This window comes from Rosenbergiella australiborealis, from assembly GCF_018494035.1.
Classification (GTDB): domain Bacteria; phylum Pseudomonadota; class Gammaproteobacteria; order Enterobacterales; family Enterobacteriaceae; genus Rosenbergiella; species Rosenbergiella australiborealis.
The window spans coordinates 16,685-38,658 of record NZ_JABBFO010000013.1; the positions used below are offsets into that span (position 1 = coordinate 16,685).

At 45.7% G+C, this 21,974-nt stretch carries 21 protein-coding genes; 3 read left to right on the top strand and 18 right to left on the bottom strand.

Features of this window, described 5'->3' with window-relative positions:
- The 6 genes from hscB to trmJ form a co-directional block, all read right to left on the bottom strand.
- Complete coding sequence (gene hscB / locus HGT73_RS12275) at positions 1-516, bottom strand: co-chaperone HscB (RefSeq protein ID WP_214215449.1); 516 nt, start codon at positions 514-516, stop codon at positions 1-3.
- Between the two features lie 79 nt (positions 517-595).
- Positions 596-919, bottom strand: coding sequence for an iron-sulfur cluster assembly protein IscA (iscA, locus tag HGT73_RS12280; RefSeq protein ID WP_214215451.1), 324 nt, complete (start codon positions 917-919; stop codon positions 596-598).
- A gap of 14 nt (positions 920-933) precedes the next feature.
- Entirely contained in the window at positions 934-1,320 is a 387-nt protein-coding gene (gene iscU / locus HGT73_RS12285) for a Fe-S cluster assembly scaffold IscU (protein ID WP_214215452.1), read from the bottom strand.
- Between the two features lie 24 nt (positions 1,321-1,344).
- Positions 1,345-2,559, bottom strand: a complete 1,215-nt coding sequence (locus HGT73_RS12290) for an IscS subfamily cysteine desulfurase (RefSeq protein ID WP_214215453.1) — start codon at positions 2,557-2,559, stop codon at positions 1,345-1,347.
- 74 nt (positions 2,560-2,633) lie between these two features.
- Positions 2,634-3,143: a Fe-S cluster assembly transcriptional regulator IscR gene (iscR, locus tag HGT73_RS12295; RefSeq protein WP_214215454.1), complete on the bottom strand. Its 510-nt coding sequence runs from the start codon at positions 3,141-3,143 to the stop codon at positions 2,634-2,636.
- Between the two features lie 141 nt (positions 3,144-3,284).
- Entirely contained in the window at positions 3,285-4,019 is a 735-nt protein-coding gene (gene trmJ, locus HGT73_RS12300) for a tRNA (cytosine(32)/uridine(32)-2'-O)-methyltransferase TrmJ (RefSeq protein ID WP_214215455.1), read from the bottom strand.
- Between the two features lie 123 nt (positions 4,020-4,142).
- Here trmJ and suhB point away from each other — a divergent pair, with 123 nt between their 5' ends.
- Positions 4,143-4,946 (top strand): inositol-1-monophosphatase, encoded by an 804-nt coding sequence (gene suhB, locus HGT73_RS12305; protein WP_214215456.1) that lies wholly within the window; start codon positions 4,143-4,145, stop codon positions 4,944-4,946.
- Between the two features lie 62 nt (positions 4,947-5,008).
- Here the strand turns inward: suhB and glyA are convergent, their stop codons facing one another.
- From glyA to purL, 3 genes are all read right to left on the bottom strand, one after another.
- Positions 5,009-6,262, bottom strand: a complete 1,254-nt coding sequence (gene glyA, locus HGT73_RS12310; protein ID WP_214215457.1) for a serine hydroxymethyltransferase — start codon at positions 6,260-6,262, stop codon at positions 5,009-5,011.
- Positions 6,263-6,587: 325 nt separating this feature from the next.
- A complete protein-coding gene (gene glnB, locus HGT73_RS12315) occupies positions 6,588-6,926 on the bottom strand; it encodes a nitrogen regulatory protein P-II (protein ID WP_214194852.1) in 339 nt (112 codons plus the stop codon).
- A gap of 317 nt (positions 6,927-7,243) precedes the next feature.
- On the bottom strand, positions 7,244-11,134 hold the full coding sequence (purL, locus tag HGT73_RS12320; RefSeq protein ID WP_214215458.1) for a phosphoribosylformylglycinamidine synthase: 3,891 nt from the start codon (positions 11,132-11,134) through the stop codon (positions 7,244-7,246).
- 270 nt (positions 11,135-11,404) lie between these two features.
- On the opposite strand from purL, the gene mltF reads away from it, so the two are divergent.
- Positions 11,405-12,856 carry a membrane-bound lytic murein transglycosylase MltF gene (gene mltF, locus HGT73_RS12325; protein ID WP_214215460.1) on the top strand — a complete coding sequence of 484 codons (1,452 nt, stop codon included), beginning with the start codon at positions 11,405-11,407 and terminating at the stop codon, positions 12,854-12,856.
- On the opposite strand, the gene tadA is transcribed toward mltF, so the two are convergent.
- Positions 12,846-13,364 (bottom strand): tRNA adenosine(34) deaminase TadA, encoded by a 519-nt coding sequence (gene tadA / locus HGT73_RS12330; RefSeq protein ID WP_214215461.1) that lies wholly within the window; start codon positions 13,362-13,364, stop codon positions 12,846-12,848. The genes mltF and tadA overlap by 11 nt on opposite strands.
- A gap of 573 nt (positions 13,365-13,937) precedes the next feature.
- Positions 13,938-14,291: a putative T6SS immunity periplasmic lipoprotein gene (locus HGT73_RS12335; RefSeq protein WP_338111617.1), complete on the bottom strand. Its 354-nt coding sequence runs from the start codon at positions 14,289-14,291 to the stop codon at positions 13,938-13,940.
- Between the two features lie 1,013 nt (positions 14,292-15,304).
- On the opposite strand from HGT73_RS12335, the gene HGT73_RS12340 reads away from it, so the two are divergent.
- On the top strand, positions 15,305-15,553 hold the full coding sequence (locus tag HGT73_RS12340; RefSeq protein WP_214215463.1) for a YfhL family 4Fe-4S dicluster ferredoxin: 249 nt from the start codon (positions 15,305-15,307) through the stop codon (positions 15,551-15,553).
- 13 nt (positions 15,554-15,566) lie between these two features.
- Here HGT73_RS12340 and acpS read toward each other — a convergent pair whose 3' ends face one another.
- The 7 genes from acpS to lepA form a co-directional block, all read right to left on the bottom strand.
- Positions 15,567-15,950, bottom strand: coding sequence for a holo-ACP synthase (gene acpS, locus HGT73_RS12345; protein WP_214215464.1), 384 nt, complete (start codon positions 15,948-15,950; stop codon positions 15,567-15,569).
- Positions 15,950-16,681, bottom strand: a complete 732-nt coding sequence (gene pdxJ, locus HGT73_RS12350; protein ID WP_214215466.1) for a pyridoxine 5'-phosphate synthase — start codon at positions 16,679-16,681, stop codon at positions 15,950-15,952. The genes acpS and pdxJ overlap by 1 nt, the downstream gene beginning before the upstream one ends.
- A gap of 44 nt (positions 16,682-16,725) precedes the next feature.
- On the bottom strand, positions 16,726-17,448 hold the full coding sequence (gene recO / locus HGT73_RS12355) for a DNA repair protein RecO (RefSeq protein WP_214215468.1): 723 nt from the start codon (positions 17,446-17,448) through the stop codon (positions 16,726-16,728).
- Between the two features lie 3 nt (positions 17,449-17,451).
- Positions 17,452-18,357 (bottom strand): GTPase Era, encoded by a 906-nt coding sequence (gene era, locus HGT73_RS12360; RefSeq protein WP_214215469.1) that lies wholly within the window; start codon positions 18,355-18,357, stop codon positions 17,452-17,454.
- Complete coding sequence (gene rnc, locus HGT73_RS12365; protein ID WP_214215471.1) at positions 18,354-19,034, bottom strand: ribonuclease III; 681 nt, start codon at positions 19,032-19,034, stop codon at positions 18,354-18,356. Before rnc ends, era begins: the two co-directional genes overlap by 4 nt.
- A gap of 119 nt (positions 19,035-19,153) precedes the next feature.
- Complete coding sequence (lepB, locus tag HGT73_RS12370; protein ID WP_214215473.1) at positions 19,154-20,125, bottom strand: signal peptidase I; 972 nt, start codon at positions 20,123-20,125, stop codon at positions 19,154-19,156.
- A gap of 16 nt (positions 20,126-20,141) precedes the next feature.
- The gene (gene lepA, locus HGT73_RS12375) at positions 20,142-21,935 is read right to left on the bottom strand and encodes a translation elongation factor 4 (protein ID WP_214215590.1); all 1,794 of its coding nucleotides are present in this window, start codon (positions 21,933-21,935) and stop codon (positions 20,142-20,144) included.
- Between the last annotated feature and the right edge of the window lie 39 nt (positions 21,936-21,974).

Sequence of the window (21,974 nt, forward strand, 5' to 3'; positions counted from 1 at the left end):
TTAAAAATCGAGCCATTTTTCTTCCAGTGCCTCGGCATGATCGGCCAGCTTGGAAAAGAAACGGAGTTTACGCACCGTATCGGCAGCCTGTTGCCACTGTTGCTCAGCAAGCTGCTGCTCCACGACGCTCATTAACTGTTTATGCTGTTGTGTGATATCGCGTAAAAAGCCTATCAAAGCCTCATTGTTTTTTTGCTGCTCAATCTCTTCGAGCGTCTCGCGTAGTGTGAGTTGCGCCATCAGAAATTCGGTATCATGCATAGTGTGTTGTTCGTTATTGATATCGAAGCCATGTAACGACAGGATATATTCAGCACGGGGTAATGGCTTGCGTAAAGCCTGGTACCCCTGATTGATATTTGCCGCATAGTGAAGAGCCTGTAAACGCTCGGCTTCAGGTTGAGTGGCAAAATTATCCGGGTGATAACGACGTTGTAATGCTTGATACCGCTCGGCAAGAGACGAGATGTCGAGCGTAAAGCTTTCTGGCAGATCAAACAGCGTAAAAAAGTTCATAAGCTTTCAGTTCGCGTAAGACAAACTCATCGCCCCAGCGAGCTGGGGCGATGAGTTAAATCAGTGTATGACATCAAAGTTATACGTTAAAGCTTTCGCCACAACCGCATTCATCTTTGACATTCGGATTATTGAATTTGAACCCTTCGTTCAATCCTTCTTTCACGAAATCAAGCTCCGTGCCATCCAGATAAACTAGGCTCTTACCATCAACAATCACCTTAACGCCCTTATCTTCAAAGACAAGATCATCAGGCTGTAATTCATCGACAAACTCGAGTACGTAAGCCATGCCTGAACACCCTGAGGTGCGTACCGCAAGGCGCAGACCTACGCCCTGTCCGCGGTTACTTAAAAAGGCACTGACACGAGCTGCCGCTGAATCACTCAGGGAAATTGACATGATAACTCCCTCGCTTACTTAGCCGTTTTCTTGCTCTTATAGTCGTCGATAGCCGCTTTGATGGCATCTTCAGCTAAAATTGAGCAGTGAATCTTCACTGGCGGCAGCTCTAACTCTTCAGCAATCTGCATATTTGAGATGCTTTGCGCTTCGTCTAAGGATTTCCCTTTTACCCACTCGGTGATAAGCGAGCTTGATGCAATCGCCGAACCGCAGCCGTAGGTTTTAAAACGCGCGTCTTCGATAATACCATTTTCACTGACTTTGATTTGCAGTTTCATGACGTCACCACATGCAGGTGCGCCAACCATTCCGCTTCCAACACTTGGGTCGGTGTTATCAAAAGAACCCACGTTACGAGGGTTTTCATAATGGTCGATTACTTTTTCGCTATAAGCCATGATATTTTCTCCAGAAGTCTATAATTAGTGGTGCGCCCATTCGATACTATTTAAATCTACGCCTGCTTTAAACATCTCCCATAATGGGGATAAGTCGCGTAAGCGACCAATAGACTTGTGGCATAAATCGATAGCATAATCGACTTCCTCTTCAGTGGTAAAGCGCCCTAAAGAGAAACGAATTGAGCTGTGTGCAAGTTCATCATTCATTCCCAGCGCACGTAGCACATAGGATGGCTCTAGGCTTGCAGAAGTACAGGCAGAACCCGATGATACCGCTAAATCTTTCAGTGCCATAATTAATGATTCACCCTCAACATAGTTGAAGCTGACATTAAGAATATTAGGGGCACCGTTTTCTAGATCACCATTAAGATAGACTTCTTCCATATCTTTCAAACCATCCCACAAGCGAGTACGCAGCTTGCTTAGACGAGCCATTTCAGTACTCATCTCTTCTTTAGCGATACGATAAGCTTCACCCATACCAACGATTTGGTGAACAGGTAATGTACCTGAACGCATACCGCGCTCATGACCACCGCCGTGGATTTGCGCTTCTAAACGAATACGAGGCTTACGACGAACGTATAATCCACCAATCCCTTTCGGACCATAGATTTTATGGGCTGAGAAAGACATCAAATCGACTTTTAACGTCGAAAGGTCGATAGGCAATTTACCTACACTTTGTGTCGCATCGACGTGGAAAATAACGCCTTTAGCACGACAGATCTCGCCGATACCCGCAATATCTTGTACTACACCAATTTCGTTATTCACGTGCATAACGGATGCCAAAACGGTGTCATCACGTAACGCAGCGGTAAATTGTTCTAAGGTGATTAGACCATTCGCTTGGGGTGATAAATAAGTAATTTCAAAACCTTCACGCTCAAGCTGACGGCAAGTATCCAGTACGGCTTTATGCTCGGTTTTCACCGTAATAATATGTTTACCTTTCTTCTGGTAAAACGTTGCCGCACCTTTGATACCAAGGTTGTTAGACTCGGTTGCCCCAGAGGTGAAAACAATTTCACGCGGGTCAGCTCCGATCAATTCAGCAACTTGGTTACGAGCGATATCCACCGCTTCTTCTGCTTGCCAACCAAAACGGTGAGAACGTGATGCAGGGTTACCAAAGTTGCCATCTTGGGTCATGAACTGCATCATTTTTTCAGCAACGCGGACATCAACAGGTGTCGTCGCTGAGTAGTCGAGATAAATCGGTAATTTCATTGCTCTTAAGCTCCGTACATCACTTCATTGCATGTAATATTTTATAAAATTTAACTGTCGATGACGCGAACCGGCTATGAACCGACCGCGCGTAACTTTACATCGATTTTTTCTGCGAAACGGCCAGAGTGCTGAAATCGACGGTTATCGACAGACGCTTGACGACCGGCTACATCCAAGATTTCTTGGTTATTGACCAATTCTGCCAGCGTAATGTTGTTCAGAAAATCACTAATTCTATCGCTCAGGTCACGCCATAGCGCATGGGTTAAACAACGTTCCCCACCTTGGCACCCTTCTTTACCTTGACACTTAGTCGCATCGACTGATTCGTCAACGGCCATAATCACGGAACCGACCGAGATGTTGGCAGGTTGTTGACCTAGAAGGTAACCACCACCGGGACCTCTCACACTGGCAACCAGTTCATGCTTTCTTAAGCGTGAGAACAACTGCTCTAAGTATGAGAGCGAAATCCCTTGGCGTTCTGAAATTTCAGCCAGTGGCACTGGCCCTTCATGTGAGTGTAACGCAACGTCTAACATAGCGGTGACTGCGTAACGACCTTTGGATGTCAGTCTCATTGTGATACGACCTCGGTTTTCACAGTTGTCAGAATGTTAAATATTTGATGCTTACAGTTTGACATTCCCGACTGATTTGGTCAACTATTTACCTGACTAAATTACTCAGGTATTTAACCGAGCGTGCGTATCACGACATGATCAACGTTTGTTCTGATCGCCCTTTTGAAAGGACGAAAGCATTCCACGCAGAATATTCAGCTCATCGCGTTCTGGACGTGCGCGAGTAAACAATCGACGTAATTTGCTCATGACTTGACTCGGATTACCTTGGCGAATAAAACCGCTTTCTAGCATCATACCTTCCATATGATGATAAAAACGTTCAAGGTCATCGACCAGAGGATATGGCGATGGTTCGTTTACTACGGCTGTAGGGGCTTGTTCATTAGCCAACCATGCCATCCTGACTTCGTAAGCAATAATTTGTACAGCCATCGCCAAATTTAACGAGCTATAATCAGGATTTGCTGGAATGGCGACATGATAATGGCACTTTTGTAGCTCATCATTGGTTAAGCCGACGCGCTCACGTCCAAATACCAGCGCCACTGGTGCTTGATGTCCCTCTTCCACGCTCTTAATACCACATTCACGTGCATCAAGCATGGGCCAAGGCAAAGAACGAGAGCGTGCACTGGTTCCTACCACTAAGCTACAACCTGCTATCGCTTCATCAAGGGTATCGACAATAGTGGCGTTTCCTATTAAATCACTGGCACCGGCTGCCAAAGAAATGGCTTGCGAGTCAGGCTTTAGCAGTGGGTTAACTAAATAGAGATTGGATAGACCCATCGTTTTCATCGCTCGAGCGACGGAGCCCATATTTCCGGTGTGCGAAGTTTCAACCAAGACAATTCGTATATTCTGTAACATAAGCAGGATTCATGTCGCCAATATAAATGATGGGCGGATACTAACATAATCTGAGACTTTTATTTAACCTTCTGCTATACTCGCCGCGATTTTTCGTTCTTTAACATCCAGTGGGAATAACCGATGCATCCGATGCTGAACATCGCCGTGCGCGCAGCGCGCAAGGCCGGCAATCTTATCGCCAAAAACTATGAAACGCCTGACGCAGTAGAAACGAATCAAAAAGGTACCAACGATTTTGTCACCAACGTTGACCGTGACGCCGAGCGTTTAATTATCGAAGTTATCCGTAAATCTTATCCGCAGCACAGCATTGTTACGGAAGAGAGCGGTGATTTAGGTGGTGAGGATAAGGATATACAATGGGTTATCGATCCCCTGGATGGCACCAGTAACTTTATTAAACGTTTCCCTCACTTCTCCGTTTCTATCGCCGTGCGTATCAAAGGCCGTACTGAAGTGGCCGTTGTTTATGATCCAATGCGTAACGAACTTTTCACCGCGGTACGTGGCCAAGGTGCACAGCTTAATGGTTACCGTTTACGTGGCAGCACTGCCCGCGATTTAGACGGCACTATCCTCGCAACAGGCTTCCCTTTCAAAGCAAAACAACACTCAGCAAGCTACTTGAATGTGGTTACGGCATTATTTACTAAATGCGCTGATTTTCGTCGCACTGGCTCTGCCGCATTGGATTTAGCTTATGTCGCAGCAGGCCGCACTGACGGTTATTTTGAAATCGGTCTTAAGCCTTGGGATTTTGCAGCAGGTGAATTGCTTGTACGTGAAGCAGGAAGCCTTATCACTGATTTTACTGGCGGACATGGCTATTTGCAGTCAGGAAATATTGTTGCCGGTAACTCACGCGTTGTACGTGATATGTTAGCGATTATGCGCGATCAACTTAGTGACGCGTTAAAACGCTAAGCCTTCTTAAAAAGAAAAGCCGCGATAGGTGACTATCGCGGCTTTTTTATTGCATCACTATTTTACGCGTAAACAGGGAAACGAGCACAAAGCGCTAGCACTTGACCTTTCACTCGTTCAATCGTTGCCGCGTCGTTTACATTATCTAATACGTCGGCGATCCACCCTGCTAACTCGCGAACTTCCGCTTCTTTAAAGCCACGGCGCGTTACCGCTGGGGTACCGATACGGATACCCGAAGTGACAAATGGGCTTTTCGGATCGTTAGGTACGCTGTTTTTGTTTACGGTAATATTCGCGCTACCCAGCGCGGCATCCGCTTCTTTACCGGTGAGATTCTTCTCAACCAAGTCCAACAAGAACAGATGGTTATGCGTACCGCCAGAGACGATGTTATAACCACGCTCAAGCAGAACCTCTACCATCGCTTTAGCGTTTTTAGCGACTTGCTGTTGGTAAGTTTTGAACTCTGGCTCCATCGCTTCTTTGAAGGCTACCGCTTTACCGGCGATAACATGCATCAATGGACCACCCTGACCGCCCGGGAATACGGCAGAGTTCAATTTCTTATACAGGTCTTCATCACCGCCTTGCGCCAAGATCAGGCCGCCGCGTGGACCGGCTAAAGTTTTATGGGTCGTTGTAGTAACCACATGCGCATGCGGTAGCGGATTAGGATAGACGTCAGCAGCGACTAAGCCTGCGACGTGTGCCATATCGACAAATAACCATGCGCCGATACTATCCGCGATTTCACGCATTTTTGCCCAATCGCAGACACCTGAGTAAGCAGAGAATCCGCCAATGATCATTTTAGGCTTATGTTGCTGAGCAAGTGCCGCAAGCTCGTCATAATCGATCTTACCGCTTTCATCGATGCCGTAAGGGATGACATTATAGAGTTTACCGGACAGGTTAACCGGAGAACCATGCGTTAAATGGCCGCCGTGAGCCAAGTTCATACCAAGGATAGTATCGCCTGGCGTTAATAGAGCGGTGAACACACCAAAGTTAGCTTGAGAGCCTGAGTGAGGCTGGACGTTCGCGTAGTCTGCACCAAATAGCGCTTTTGCACGATCAATCGCCAGTTGTTCTACGATATCAACGTACTCACAACCACCATAATAGCGTTTGCCTGGATAACCTTCGGCATACTTATTGGTCAGTTGGGATCCTTGCGCTTCCATTACACGTGGACTGGTGTAGTTTTCTGAGGCAATCAGTTCAATATGCTCTTCCTGACGCACTTTCTCTTGCTCCATTGCCTGCCATAGTGCCGCATCGTAATCGGCTATGTTCATTTCTCGCTTTAACATTCCCATCTCCACTCAGCTTACTTTTAACATCGAAAATGCCCCATAAGGGTAATACCAGTTAGTGTAAACTCTTTTCAGTCTACGTGGTAGAGACAAACTCCTCTTTTTACGCAATCGTTTGGCTTACTTATTTAGTCATATTACAGCACCCTATTCCGTCTTTTCACAGTGCGAACATCATAAACGCAATAGCAAGCAAAAAGGTAAAATCGATCGCTAAGGGCGCGCTTGTTTGGAATGGGGGAATGGAACAATAATGACGAGATTAACGGGGGATTGCCCCCGTCTTAAGAAGTGAGACGGTGACTTAGTTTAGTGTCGCGGCTTAAATCGCATCTTCATCTTCTTCACCGGTCCGAATACGTACCACGCGTGCTACATCAACCACAAAAATTTTGCCGTCACCAATCTTGCCAGTTTGTGCAGTTTTCATAATGGTTTCAAGACAGGTGTCGACCATCTCGTCAGCAATAACGATTTCGATTTTTACTTTCGGTAAAAAATCGACCATATATTCAGCACCACGATAAAGCTCTGTATGCCCTTTTTGGCGCCCAAATCCTTTGACCTCTGTAACGGTCATTCCTGTGATGCCAACTTCTGCCAGAGACTCGCGGACGTCGTCCAATTTAAAGGGTTTTATGATCGCTTCTATTTTTTTCATGACCAGACCTTATTATCAATAGCATCGCCACATGAAGGCTGTTTGCAGCATTAATGCATAGTGCGGAGAAGTATACGGAGTATTATTGCCGAATTAGATAAGTATGTCACTGAGGAAGAAGAAGTGTGCCCCACCAATGTGATGTCCAGACCAGATACATGAGTATCAACTCTAGGACAGAAGGCACCTTTCAGACATCATTTATATTTATGAATTGTATTCGCATCATAACAGTAAATGAATTGGCCGCATCATAACAACAAAGCGTTGCGGAGCGAACCCCTGACCAACGCTTTAAGAGTTTTCCAGAATCGTGCTTATCCTAACTGCTTACGCGCATTTCTGAAGAGACGCATCCAAGGGCTATCTTCTCCCCAATTTTCTGGGTGCCATGAGTTGCTCACTGTACGAAATACGCGCTCTGGGTGAGGCATCATTATCGTTACTCGTCCAGAAGTGTTGGTCACCGCAGTAATACCATTTGGCGAGCCATTCGGGTTCGCCGGATACTGTTCGGTCACTTCACCACGGTTATTCACAAAACGCAAAGCCGCAAGCTTATTGGCTTCAAGCTGTTGTAAATGATCGCTATTGCGAACTTCGACAAAGCCTTCACCGTGGGAAACTGCGATAGGCATCCGTGATCCGACCATGCCTTCTAACACCAATGATGGACTTTCAACGACTTCAACTAAGCTGAAGCGCGCTTCAAAACGCTCAGATTGGTTACGAACAAAGCGCGGCCATAATTCACTACCAGGAATAATTTCACGTAAGTTAGAAACCATCTGACAGCCGTTACACACCCCAAGTGCCAAAGTCTGATCACGATTGAAGAATTCAGCAAAGGTGTCTCTTACCCGTGGATTGAAAAGTATGGATTTCGCCCAACCTTCTCCCGCTCCAAGCACATCCCCGTATGAGAAACCACCGCATGCTGCAAGCATATGGAAACCATCGAGATTAGTACGTCCTGCCAGTAAGTCGCTCATGTGTACATCGCGAGTATCAAAACCTGCGCGGTGGAACGCTGCAGCCATTTCAACATGAGAGTTAACCCCTTGCTCACGGAGTACTGCCAGCACGGGACGTGCACCTGTTGCAATCATCGGTGCCGCTACATCCTCATTCGGGTCAAAGCTCAGCGAGGCATTTAACCCCGGATCACCTTCATCACATTTTGCTTGATGTTCTTCATCTGCACATGCGGGGTTATCACGCAAACGCTGGATCTGCCAAGTCGTTTCTGCCCACCATTCGCGCAGTGTAGAGCGTTTTTCGTGGTAGATCGTTTGTTGTTGAGCAACAAGAGTGAAATGGTCACCACGACTCGCCTTACCGATAATATGTAAAACGTCACTAAGCCCATGTTGAGCAAAGATGGCTTGTACCGCAGATAATCTATCACCTGCAATTTGTAACACGGCACCGAGCTCTTCGTTAAAGAGCGCAGCAATAGGCTCTCCCCCTAATGTGCTGATATCGGCATCGATCGCGCAATGTCCAGCAAAGGCCATTTCAGCAAGAGTGACTAATAGACCACCGTCTGAGCGGTCATGATACGCCAGTAATTGGCGCTCACTAATCAATTGTTGAATCGCATTGAAGAAACCACGAAGTTTTTCGCAATCCCGAACATCTGCAGGCTGTTGACCTAACTGACGATAGACTTGTGCCAATGCAGTTGCGCCGAGTGCCTGTTTCCCCTGCCCTAAATCAACGAGTAAAAGGAGGTTGTCTCGATCCGAGCGTAATTCTGGTGTCACCGTCAAGCGGACATCTTCCACGCGTGCAAAAGCTGTGATAGCCAGCGACATTGGCGAGATAACCTCACGGTTTTCGCCCTGCTCCTGCCAACGGGTTTTCATTGACATGGAGTCTTTACCAACGGGAATCGTTAAACCAAGCGCTGGGCATAACTCTTCGCCAACGGCCTTAACCGCATCATACAATCCAGCATCTTCTCCTGGGTGCCCGGCAGCGGCCATCCAGTTAGCAGAAAGTTTAATTTGCTTAAGGTCACCGATAGCCGTCGCGGCAATATTGGTCAGCGCTTCACCCACTGCCAATCGTGCTGACGCTGCGTAATCGAGCAGTGCAACCGGCGCACGCTCGCCCATTGCAAAAGCTTCACCAGTGTAGCTATCTAAACTGGTGGTAGTCACGGCGCAGTTAGCCACCGGAATTTGCCAAGGTCCGACCATTTGGTCACGTGCAACCATACCGGTCACGGTACGGTCGCCGATAGTGATTAAGAATGTTTTTTCAGCGACGGCAGGTAAGTGCATGACGCGTTTCACCGCATCCGCCAGATGAATATCATGTGCGGTAAAGCTATCACCATGAGCCTGTTGACGACGAACGTCACGGGTCATTTTAGGGGTTTTACCTAATAATACATCCAGTGGCATGTCGATCGGCTGGTTAGCAAAATGCGGATCATTCAGTGTTAGATGTTGTTGTTCCGTTGCCTCGCCAATAACAGCATAAGGCGCACGTTCACGCTGACAAATAGCATCAAATTCAGCCAATTTATCCGCATCGATTGCTAACACATAACGTTCCTGAGATTCGTTACACCAAATTTCCAGCGGTGTCATACCCGGCTCATCATTAAGAATTTTGCGAAGGTCGAAACGTCCACCTCGTCCACCGTCTGACACAAGCTCAGGCATCGCATTGGAAAGCCCACCTGCCCCAACATCATGGATAAATAGAATCGGATTCGCTTCACCACGCTGCCAGCAACGGTCAATGACTTCCTGACAGCGACGTTCCATTTCTGGATTATCACGCTGTACCGACGCAAAGTCTAAGTCCGCATCCGATTGACCGGAATCCATTGATGATGCGGCTCCGCCACCCAAACCAATATTCATTGAGGGGCCACCGAGTACGATCAATTTTGCACCGACGGTAATCTCGCCTTTTTGCACATGATCATCACGGATATTACCGATTCCGCCCGCTAACATAATCGGTTTATGGTAGCCACGGATCTCTTCGCCATTGTGGCTGTTGACTTTTTCTTCGTAGGTTCGGAAATAGCCATTGAGCGCAGGGCGACCAAATTCATTATTAAATGCCGCGCCGCCTAAGGGGCCATCTAGCATAATGTCCAACGCAGTCACAATACGTTCCGGCTTGCCGAAATCTTCTTCCCAAGGTTGTTCAAAACCAGGAATCCGTAAGTTCGAGACAGAGAAGCCGGTTAAACCTGCTTTAGGTTTTGCTCCACGACCGGTTGCGCCCTCATCACGAATCTCTCCGCCTGAACCTGTCGCAGCTCCCGGCCACGGTGAAATAGCCGTAGGATGGTTATGCGTTTCAACCTTCATTAAAATATGAATCGGTTGTTGATGGAAATCGTACTGGCCTGTTTTCGCATCAGCATAAAAACGCCCAGCGACCGATCCTTCCATTACCGCAGCATTATCTTTATAGGCGGACAGCACATGTTCTGGCGTTGTCTCAAAAGTATTTTTGATCATTTTAAACAGCGATTTAGGTTGCTGTACGCCATCAATGATCCAATCAGCGTTAAAAATTTTGTGGCGGCAATGCTCTGAGTTCGCTTGTGCAAACATATACAGCTCAACATCATTAGGATTACGTCCTAATTGAGTGAAAGCATTGAGTAGATAGTCAATTTCATCTTCAGCCAGCGCAAGACCGAGGCGGGTATTCGCTTCTGCCAGTGCTTGACGGCCACCTTGTTGAATGTCCACTGTCGTCAGTGGGTGGGGAGCCTGTTGGGTAAACAGTTGCTCTGCCTGAGAGAGATCAGTAAAAACAGTTTCCATCATCCGGTCATGGAGTAACCCAGTCAGTTGGGAAAACTGTTTAGCATCAAGCTCAGGTGCATCAACATAGAAAGCAAGACCGCGTTCTAAACGCTTAACCATAAGTAATTCACAGTTATGAGCAATGTCCGTAGCCTTCGATGACCATGGAGAGATGGTACCTGGACGTGGTGTGACTAAAAGTAATCGCCCCTGCGGGGTATGCTCAGTCAAAGAAGGGCCATAGCGTAATAACTTTTCTAATCGCGTCGTTTGCTCATCGGTTAACGGTTGCGTCACATCAGCAAAATGCACGTATTCGGCATAGAGTGAACGGATAGGCAATTGAAGTTCTTGAAAGGTGGTGACTAGCTTGTTAACTCGAAAGGCAGACAGGGCAGGCGAACCACGCAAAATTTCCATCATTAATCATCTCTCGTCGTCGGTATGTCTGGCTGACATACTCAGGCGCTACAGTGGGAAAACGGCGCTAGTATAATGAATCTCGACGCAATACGAAACCGTTTGCGCCGAATTTATCTTAATCATCGGCCTGGCAATCATTGAACATTTATTGCTTAAAAATTTGCGATCTGACGTTAAATTGCTCAGAATGCTCTCCGCCTTGCGTGAAGAAATCATAAGATTCACTCCCTAATATTAGGGGAAACGCGAGCAGAACCGAGAGATAACTATTTGAAATGTATAAAATTTAATTATTTCTTTATCGGTCTTGTCACCTTACTTTTAGCAACAGCACTATGGCCAGTACTATCCTGGCATACTGGGAAACAAGATTCTCTGGCGCAGATCCAATCGCGCGGAGTGTTGCGTATCAGCACCCTTAATTCGGCGCTGACTTACCAACAGATAAAAAATCAATCACAGGGAATGGACTATGAACTCGCGAAACGCTTTGCAGATTACCTAGGCGTTAAGTTAGAGGTTACTGTTCGACCCAATATTAAGAGCTTGTTTAACGACTTATCTGGACACCGTTCCGACCTACTAGCCGCTGGCTTAAACTGGGACGAACATCGTGCACAAGAGTTTGTCGCTGGACCTGCATATTACACAACTTCGCAACAACTGGTTTATCGCGTTGATAAACCTCGACCCAAGAGCTTGGATGACTTACAAGGTACGCTAAGCATTCTCGATGGTTCGACTTTTGCAAGTACGCTTAAGGCAGAGAAAGCTGATCGCTACCCACACCTCCAGTGGGTAACAGAAAGTCATCTTGGCCCACAACAGATATTGAAAGAGGTTGTAGAAGGAAAAATTGATTACACCATTGCTGATTCTGCCACGGTTGAGATGATGCAACGTATTTATCCTAAACTGGCAGTAGCCTTCACAGTGAGCCAAGAACGCCCGGTAAACTGGTATATTTCGGCTGATAAGAGTGACAGCCTCCATGCTGCAATGTTGGATTTTTTCAATCAACTTAACGAGCAAGGAACGATGGCACGCTTAGAAGAGAAGTATTTAGGGCATTCAGGAAATTTCGACTATGTCGATACACGGAGTTTCTTGCAAGCCGTAGATACGCGTTTACCGAGACTCAAGCCGGTCTTCGAGAAATATGCGCAAAATTTCGATTGGCAGTTATTAGCCGCAATGGCTTGGCAAGAGTCGCACTGGGATCCTCGTGCAACCTCCCCCACGGGAGTGCGAGGGATTATGATGCTCACCAAGACAACCGCAAGCAGTTTGGATGTCAGTAATCGCCTCGATACCGAAGAGAGTATCCGTGGTGGCAGTGAATATCTACAGCATTTAATTGACAGGCTACCCAGCGATATTCCAAAGGATGAACGCGTTTGGTTTGCCTTAGCCGCTTACAATATCGGGTTAGCCCATCTGATGGATGCACGGCAACTGACCGTGAACCAAGGCGCCGATCCCAATAGTTGGAGCGATGTCAAAATGCGGTTACCGCTGTTGAGTAAGAAACGCTATTACTCGCAGACTGCTTATGGTTATGCTCGTGGGCAAGAAGCTTACGATTATGTTGAAAAAATACGTAAGTATAATTTGAGTTTAGTTGGGTATTTGCAAGAAATGGAACAAGAGCCATTTGACCCACCACATGCTCCAAATGGTATCTCTACGATGCCCGTCGAACCACAGTTAGTTATGAATTAATTTGTTCAGCCCGTGCCGCTAGGCGCGCGGCTTTTTTTTCGGCCCGCCGTTGCCTGAAAAAATCACTGAGCAAAGCACCACACTCTTCTGCTAACACCCCCCCACAAATGATCGGCTGATGATTCATCCCAGGATGGCGTAAGATATCGACCAGCGACCCCGCTGCACCCGTTTTTGCATCACTCGCGCCATACACTATCCGACCAATGCGACCATGGATCATGGCACCTGCGCACATCACACAGGGTTCTAAGGTGACATATAGCGTCGTGTCGAGTAGGCGATAGTTTTCTAAGACCTGTCCACCTTGACGAATGGCCATAATTTCCGCATGTGCGGTCGGATCGTGGTCATTAATAGGTAGATTCCACCCCTCGCCAATCACCTGCTGTTGATAGACCAATACCGCACCAACCGGGACTTCACCCAATGTATAGGCACGTTGAGCGAGTTGTATCGCATAGCGCATCCATTTTTCGTCATCATTAGCAGGGATAGTATTATCCATAGTCACGGTCCTTAAAGCAGTCAATAACGAGGTATTATACGCATTGCTTACTCTTTTAGGGCGAGATTATTGGTATAGGATAAGTTCAAGGGCTAAAATATAACCTTTTGGACAGGATTGTGGGAGATAGGGGATCATTTTGTGGTGCAATATGATTGTAGAAGAAACCTGAGGCTTATGACCTATTCGAGAAAATGAAATATTTAATGTTGTGAATAGACGTCTATTTATAGAGTGATTACTCCTAGTTAATTATTAACATAATAAATGATTAAAGACTTGCCTATTAGCTAATACTCACACTCACCTCAATCTGTAATATTATCTAAAAAATATGGAATAAATACACGGATAAAATCTCTATAGACTCGAGGTTTTCATTTAATAGAATATCCATTAGAAAAACTAAGATAAATCATTATGAGTAATATCAAAAAAAAGGATAAGATCTAGGAATGCCTCTGAGTCCGTAACGTTGTTCAAATACAGGTCTACGCAGATAATTTCATATGTTTTTGCCACGGAACTACCTGCCTTATCGGTGATAGCCCCCAGCGAAATGTCGGATGTTTTTTACGACTTGCTGTAAGTTTTTGTTATTTTTCCATTAACATCGATATTAAATTCAAATCGATAATTTTTTCCATTTATTGTGTAAACCAATCCGTAATCGCTATTATTTACTAATTCCACCTTTATACAGGTATTAGGATATTTTCTAGCTATGCCATCCTCCATAACTAATGGTGGATGGTAATTATTTACAGAATAACTAAGCATATAAAAACCTACAATATCTCCGGGTTCTGACGCAATACAAATAGAATTTTTAAGCACAACAGCGTCACCTTTATCACGGAAGACCAACCTATCACCAATGCAACCGGATAGGAAAAAAAGCATAAACGATAAATAGACATATTTCATCACAGAGGAAATCCTCCAATGACTTTCTGATATTTTACAATCAAAGATTTTTTAGGCTCGGTGTAATCGTAATTTATGTCATTGACTATACGTTTAAAACCGTTAAAACCGAATCTGATAAGTAACCAATAATCCGCGACAATACTCGCCTGTTGCTCCATGGGGTAACTAGCTAACATTTTTTATCAAGATCGTATTTATCATTTACCGCCTAGGAAACTAAACCACGAACTTTGACATTCATACTACGCTGATATTGCCAAATATGCATCATTTGATGCATAGCAAAGGGTAAGTAGCGATGTGATAAACCCAGAACTGATTATATCGGATGTCGTGGCCATAGAGCTCCATTGCCAAGCGAATTTCACCCGTCGTTAATAATCGTAAACCACCTCTTTTAAGCATAGGGACTCCTTCCCACATAACATTTAACCATTTTGTATTAACCTATAACATAAGGCTTTTATGCCCAAAGTATTATGGCTCGACCTCGAAGTTTTCAGATAAGTGCCCATTAAAAACGGAACCGATACCCATGCCGAAAATGTAGAGATCATGCTGTTTTCCTTGGCGATCGATAGTAACCTTATCGATCTTTAGGTGGAGCGGCTATAGGTTTGGATTCTTGAACATATTTTGGGGGTGGAAAACCTTTAGCTTGAGTATGGTTTTTGCTGCCTAACACAGATTCGTATGGATGGGCTTGTGCGGCGGCTTCCCCCCTCCCTACGTTCTAAAGCGTCCAAAAAACCATCATTATTGGGCTTTTCGGAGTTCCGTGTTACAGTGCGCGGCATTGAAATTCCTTATCCTATAACCCATCGCGAGATAGGCTCGCACATGAGGGTTTTAGGGGGATGATTTTCGGTCTGTGTTACGGTTTTGTGTTACGCAAGTGAGTGCATCAGTGTTTTATACTGCGCAAATCCACAGGCAGTTAACCCCCGTAAGGAATGCAATAGTTATATAACCAATTGATTATATAAGATAAAAAAAGGTAAGTGATTGAAGTGGCTTTACTAATTACAAAAAGCTGTATCAATTGTGATATGTGCGAACCAGAATGTCCTAATCAAGCCATCGCGCTCGGTACAGAGATCTATGAAATCGATCCGACTCGTTGCACTGAATGCATCGGGCATTACGAGGCACCGACCTGCCAACGTGTATGTCCTATCACACATACGATCATTCAGGATGCTGCGTGGCAGGAAACTCGTGAACAGCTATGGGAAAAGTTCGTAATGCTTTACCCATAGTCGCCAAAATGTTTTACTCACTCTCGAAAATAACCGTCGCACAGGCGTAGCGGCGTTCATCCGCGAGGGTTACATGGTGGTGCTTAATCTGTAATTCCTCAGCAAGTTTCGCGGCTTGTCCAAGAAGTCTTAAACATGGCTTACCGAGAGGATTGTTAAAAACTTCAAATTGATTAAACGCTAATCCACTACGGATCCCCGTTCCGAACGCTTTTGCTGCCGCTTCTTTCACCGCAAAACGTTTCGCTAAAAACCGTACGGGTTGATGGTGCTGCTGATACTGTAACCATTCACTTTCGGTTAAAACGCGTTTTGCTAACCGGTCACCTGAACGTTCTATCACCTGTTCGATACGGGTGATTTCGACAATATCAGTCCCCAGCCCCACGATAGCCATTAGCGTCGTGCATCCTGTAAACACTGTTTCATTTCGCGTACGGCATCCGCCAGTCCACTGAACAGTGCACGGCCGATTATCGCGTGTCCAATGTTAAGCTCGTAGATCTCCGGTAATGCTGCAATCGCTTGAACGTTATGGTAAGTCAGTCCGTGTCCAGCATTCACTTTCAGGCCTTTGGACGCCGCGTAGCTCACTGCGACCCGGATACGTTCTAATTCGTTTTCAACTTCCTGAGGATCTTGTGCTTGCGCGTAAGCCCCGGTATGGATCTCAATAAAAGGCGCTTTTGCCGCAACGGCTGCATCAATTTGTTGAATATCAGGATCGATAAATAATGACACTAAAATTCCCGCTTGCTGTAAACGAGCCGCCGCGTCATTCATTTTACTCTGCTGCCCCGCAACATCGAGGCCGCCTTCTGTCGTGACCTCTTCACGCTTTTCAGGAACTAAACAACAGAAATGTGGCCGGGTTTGGCAGGCAATAGTGAGCATCTCTTCGGTGACGGCCATTTCTAAGTTCATACGTGTTTGAATGGTTGCACGCAATAAGGCGATATCACGATCAGTAATATGGCGGCGGTCTTCACGTAAATGAACGGTAATACCATCCGCTCCGGCTTGTTCTGCAACAAAGGCCGCTTGTACCGGATCGGGATATTGCGTGCCCCGTGCATTTCGTACCGTCGCAATATGATCAATATTTACGCCTAAATAAACTTCCGCCATGCTAGACCTCTAAAATAATCACGTAAAATAAGGGACTGTGTAGGTTACCCTTCAGGCTTGTTCACAGGTAATTGAAACTGCCGAAAGAGCGCTTGGCTTTTTAACGGGCGCCCCCCTAAGTAAGGTTTAAGCGCCATACGTGTAAATCGCTTTGCTGCCCGCAGTGTATCAATTTCTGGAAATTCTCGCTGATAAAATGCTTTTAATTGCCGCCCAGTAAAGGTCTGCGAAGTAGGCATAACACTTGCTATAAAACCCCGTTCTTGCCGGTAGTTATAGGTCATCTCATCGCTCACTTCTTCACCTGTTCCTGCACAGTGAAGAAAATCAACGCCATACCCTAGATGCGCTAAAAGTGAAAACTCAAAGCGTCGTAGTGCTGGTTCAGGAGATGAATCGAGTGCGGCAAGGGATTGCAGGCAATGGAGATAATCAAAGAACAGGGCTGAATAGCCTATTTCCTGTCCGAGAACCCTCATTAGTAGTTCGTTGACGTAAAGTCCGCAGTAGAGATAGGTTCCATTTAACGGTAATCCCATCGAGACAGGCTCGGCACTGCGTAAGGTTTTAACCTCTCCTTTCCCACTCCAACGCATTAATAGGGGGGTAAAGGGCTGTAGCGCACCTTTGAGATTGGAACGGCGTGAACGAGCTCCTTTGGCTAATACCGTGACTCGTCCATCGCTTTCGCTAAAGATATCAAGTAATAAGCTCGTTTCGCTGTAAGGGCGAGCATGCAAAACAAAAACGCGCTGCCAGCCCTCCATCAATTACAGATCGTCAGTATAGCCCAAGCTACGCAGCGCACGTTCGTCATCTGCCCAGCCGGACTTCACTTTTACCCATAGTTCTAAATGAACGCGGGATTCAAACATCTCTTCCATATCACGGCGCGCTTCAATACCGATGGTTTTGATTTTAGTCCCTTTGTTACCAATCACCATTTTCTTCTGGCCTTCACGCTCGACGAGAATCAGGCCATTAATATCGTAGCCACCGCGATCGTTGCTAACAAAACGTTCAATTTCAACGGTTACAGAGTAAGGAAGTTCAGCGCCTAAGAAACGCATTAACTTCTCACGAATGATCTCTGATGCCATAAAACGCTGTGAACGATCTGTCACGTAATCTTCCGGGAAATGATGATCCGCTTCCGGCAAAGTATTGTGGACAATACGCGCGATAGCATCTACATTTTGTCCCGTCTCCGCACACAGCGGTACCACATCAGCAAAGTTCATTTTTTGGCTGATTTGCTGGATATGCGGCAGAAGGATGGTTTTGTCTTGGATATTATCGATTTTATTGATAGCTAAAATAACCGGAACTCTTACCGATTTTAATTTATTTAAAACCATCTCATCGTCGTCAGTCCAACGTGTACCTTCTACTACGAAGACGATTAGCTCTACATCACCGATAGAACTGCTTGCAGCACGGTTCATCAAGCGGTTAATTGCCCGCTTTTCTTCAATATGCAGACCTGGGGTATCTACATAGATGGCTTGATATGCATCCTGAGTATCAATACCCATGATACGATGGCGCGTCGTTTGCGGTTTACGCGAGGTAATAGAGATCTTTTGCCCCAATAGTTGGTTCAATAAGGTCGATTTCCCGACGTTTGGACGGCCGACAATTGCGATAAAACCGCAATGAGTTACTTGTTCGCTCATTCAATTCCTAACTTAGTCAGTGCTTGCTCTGCAGCAGCCTGTTCTGCTTTGCGGCGGCTAGAACCTATGCCAACCACCGCTTCATTCATACCACTCACTTGACAGTGAATCGTAAACTCTTGGTCATGAGCCTCACCCCTTACCTGCACAACGAGATAAGCCGGTAACGGTAAGTGACGGCCTTGAAGATACTCTTGTAAGCGGGTTTTTGGATCTTTTTGTTTATCACCTGGGCTAATCGCTGCTAACCGAGAGTGATACCAATTTAGAATCAATTTTTCTGTTTGCTGAATATCGCTATCCAGAAAAATACCCCCAATCAGTGCTTCAACCGTATCCGCTAAAATGGACTCGCGACGAAATCCGCCACTCTTAAGTTCACCCGGGCCTAAACGAAGACATTCGCCGAGTTCAAATTCTCTTGCCATCTCCGCAAGAGTATTACCACGGACCAACGTCGCCCGCATACGACTCATATCGCCCTCATCAACGCGCGGAAATTGACAATAGAGCGCATTAGCAATGACATAACTTAAAATTGAATCACCTAAAAATTCTAAGCGTTCATTATGTTTACTGCTAGCACTACGATGCGTCAATGCTTGTTGAAGAAGTTCCGGATGAGTAAAAGTATAGCCTAGTTTACGCTGCAGCTTATTTATAAGAATGGGATTCATGCTGTTCCAGTTATTCTTTGCGTAGGTTAATTGCACATGAAACAGGGCTGTCTCAACTCACTGTTTCATGTGCAGTAGTAAAATATATAGGTCGAGTTCATCCCTGAACTCGACCACCATCAATGGATACTGCCAATACGACTCAGTCTTACACCCGTTGGCCATTGACCTTCTTGCTTGTCAAAGCTCATCCAAATAGCAACGGCCTTACCAACAAGATTTTTCTCTGGGACGAATCCCCAATAACGGCTATCTGCGCTGTTATCACGGTTATCACCCATCATAAAATATTCACCCGCTGGCACAATCCAAGTTGCCGGTGGTTGCCCTTCCTGCTGGTAATAATCGCCCACTTGGCTTTGCGCTTGATTAACTAAAAGGATATTGTGCGTCACATCACCCAAGGTTTCTTGACGTTCACCCAATTGCAATCCACCCGGTAACATACCCGCTTTAGAGATCTGATAAAAGCCATTCCCCACTTCATTACCATCAAATCCGCTGAAGGTTTGTAGAAAATCACTCTTTTCCATAGGCGAGTAGCTAATGGTAACAGGTGCTTCACAATGCCCTTCTCCACATCCAGGTGTGACTGACACGGTTTTGCTAAACGGGTCGAATACAATTTTGTCACCCGGTAAACCAATTACGCGTTTGATGTAATCAACCGAAGGGTTTTTCGGGTATTTAAACACGACAATATCACCACGTTTAGGATGTCCTGTCGGAATTAACGTCGTTTGTGTGATCGGATCCTTCAATCCGTAGGCAAATTTTTCCACTAGGATAAAGTCACCGATTAATAAAGTCGGCATCATTGATCCTGAAGGGATCTGAAATGGCTCATAGATAAACGAACGAACGATAAACACAATCGCGAGCACCGGAAATACTGATACCGATGTCTCAACCCAGTTTGGCTGACGCGCGACATTGTCTAAAGCGGCTTTATCTAGCGTATTAGCCGCCTGATCTTGTGCCTGTTGGCGCTTGGCACGACGTACAGGTGCCCATTTAAACTTATCCAGACACCAAACTATGCCCGTAATTAGCGTCGCAAGTGCTAAAATCAGTGCAAACATATTTGCCATGACCAATCCTTTTTAATTAATCTTTACCAACATGCAGAATTGCTAAGAAGGCTTCTTGCGGTAATTCTACATTACCGACCTGTTTCATTCTCTTCTTACCATCTTTTTGCTTCTGTAGCAGTTTCTTCTTACGACTCACGTCACCGCCATAACACTTCGCTAACACGTTTTTACGTAATTGTTTGACCGTAGAACGCGCTATGATGTGGTTACCAATTGCTGCTTGAATAGCAATATCGAATTGTTGACGAGGAATCAGCTCTTTCATTTTCTCAACCAATTCACGACCACGTGATTGAGAATTATCACGGTGCGTAATCAGTGCCAAAGCATCAACACGCTCTGCGTTAATCATGACATCTACACGAACCATGTCAGAGGTTTGGAAACGCTTAAAGTTATAGTCTAATGACGCATAACCCCGCGAGGTGGATTTAATACGATCAAAGAAATCTAAAACCACTTCCGCCATTGGAATATCATAGGTTAAAGCGACTTGATTACCGTGATAAACCATATTGGTCTGAACACCACGCTTTTCGACACAGAGCGTAATCACATTACCAAGGTATTCCTGCGGTAATAACATATGACATTCAGCAATCGGTTCACGCAGTTCTTCGATGTTATTTAACGGAGGTAACTTCGCTGGACTATCGACATAAAGGGTTTCTCCACCCGTTGTGATCACTTCATAGACAACTGTCGGCGCAGTAGTAATCAGATCCAAGTCATATTCACGTTCCAAACGCTCTTGGATGATTTCCATATGCAACAAGCCAAGGAAACCACAACGGAAACCAAATCCTAACGCGGTTGAACTTTCTGGCTCGTAAAACAGCGATGCATCATTAAGGCTCAATTTGCCCAGTGCATCACGAAAGTTTTCGTAATCATCAGAACTGACTGGGAATAATCCAGCATAGACTTGCGGTTTTACCTTTTTGAAACCCGGCAGAGGCTTGTCTGCAGAATATTTTGCCGCAGTCAGGGTATCACCTACCGGCGCGCCAAGAATATCTTTAATGGCACAGACTAACCAGCCAACTTCTCCACTACGTAGTTCATCACGGTCAACGCGCTTTGGCGTAAAGATCCCAAGACGGTCGGCGTTGTAAACTTGCCCCGTACTCATCACTTTGATCTTGTCGCCTTTACGCAAAATACCATTCTTCACACGGACTAGAGAGACTACCCCTAAGTAGTTATCAAACCACGAGTCTATAATCAGCGCTTGTAGAGGCGCATCAATATCCCCTTCAGGAGGTGGAATATCTCGCACTAAGCGCTCTAACACTTCAGGAACGCCCAGCCCGGTTTTTGCTGAACATCTCACTGCATCCGTCGCATCAATACCGACAATATCTTCTATCTCTTGTGAAACACGATCAGGGTCAGCAGCGGGAAGGTCAATTTTATTTAGTACTGGTACGACTTCAAGATCCATGTCCAACGCGGTATAGCAGTTAGCAAGAGTTTGTGCTTCAACCCCCTGACCTGCATCAACGACTAACAATGCGCCTTCACAAGCCGCAAGAGAACGTGATACTTCGTAAGAGAAGTCAACGTGTCCCGGCGTATCAATGAAGTTAAGTTGATAAATTTCGCCATTTTTTGCGTGATAATCAAGGGTAACGCTTTGCGCTTTGATGGTAATTCCACGCTCACGCTCAAGATCCATAGAGTCGAGCACTTGTGCTGCCATTTCGCGATCACTCAAACCACCACAGGTTTGAATTAAACGGTCAGATAACGTAGATTTTCCGTGGTCGATATGCGCAATGATGGAGAAATTTCTTATATTCTTCATATCCGGGGATTTTTTCATAGTTTCCTGCAAAATTTATTC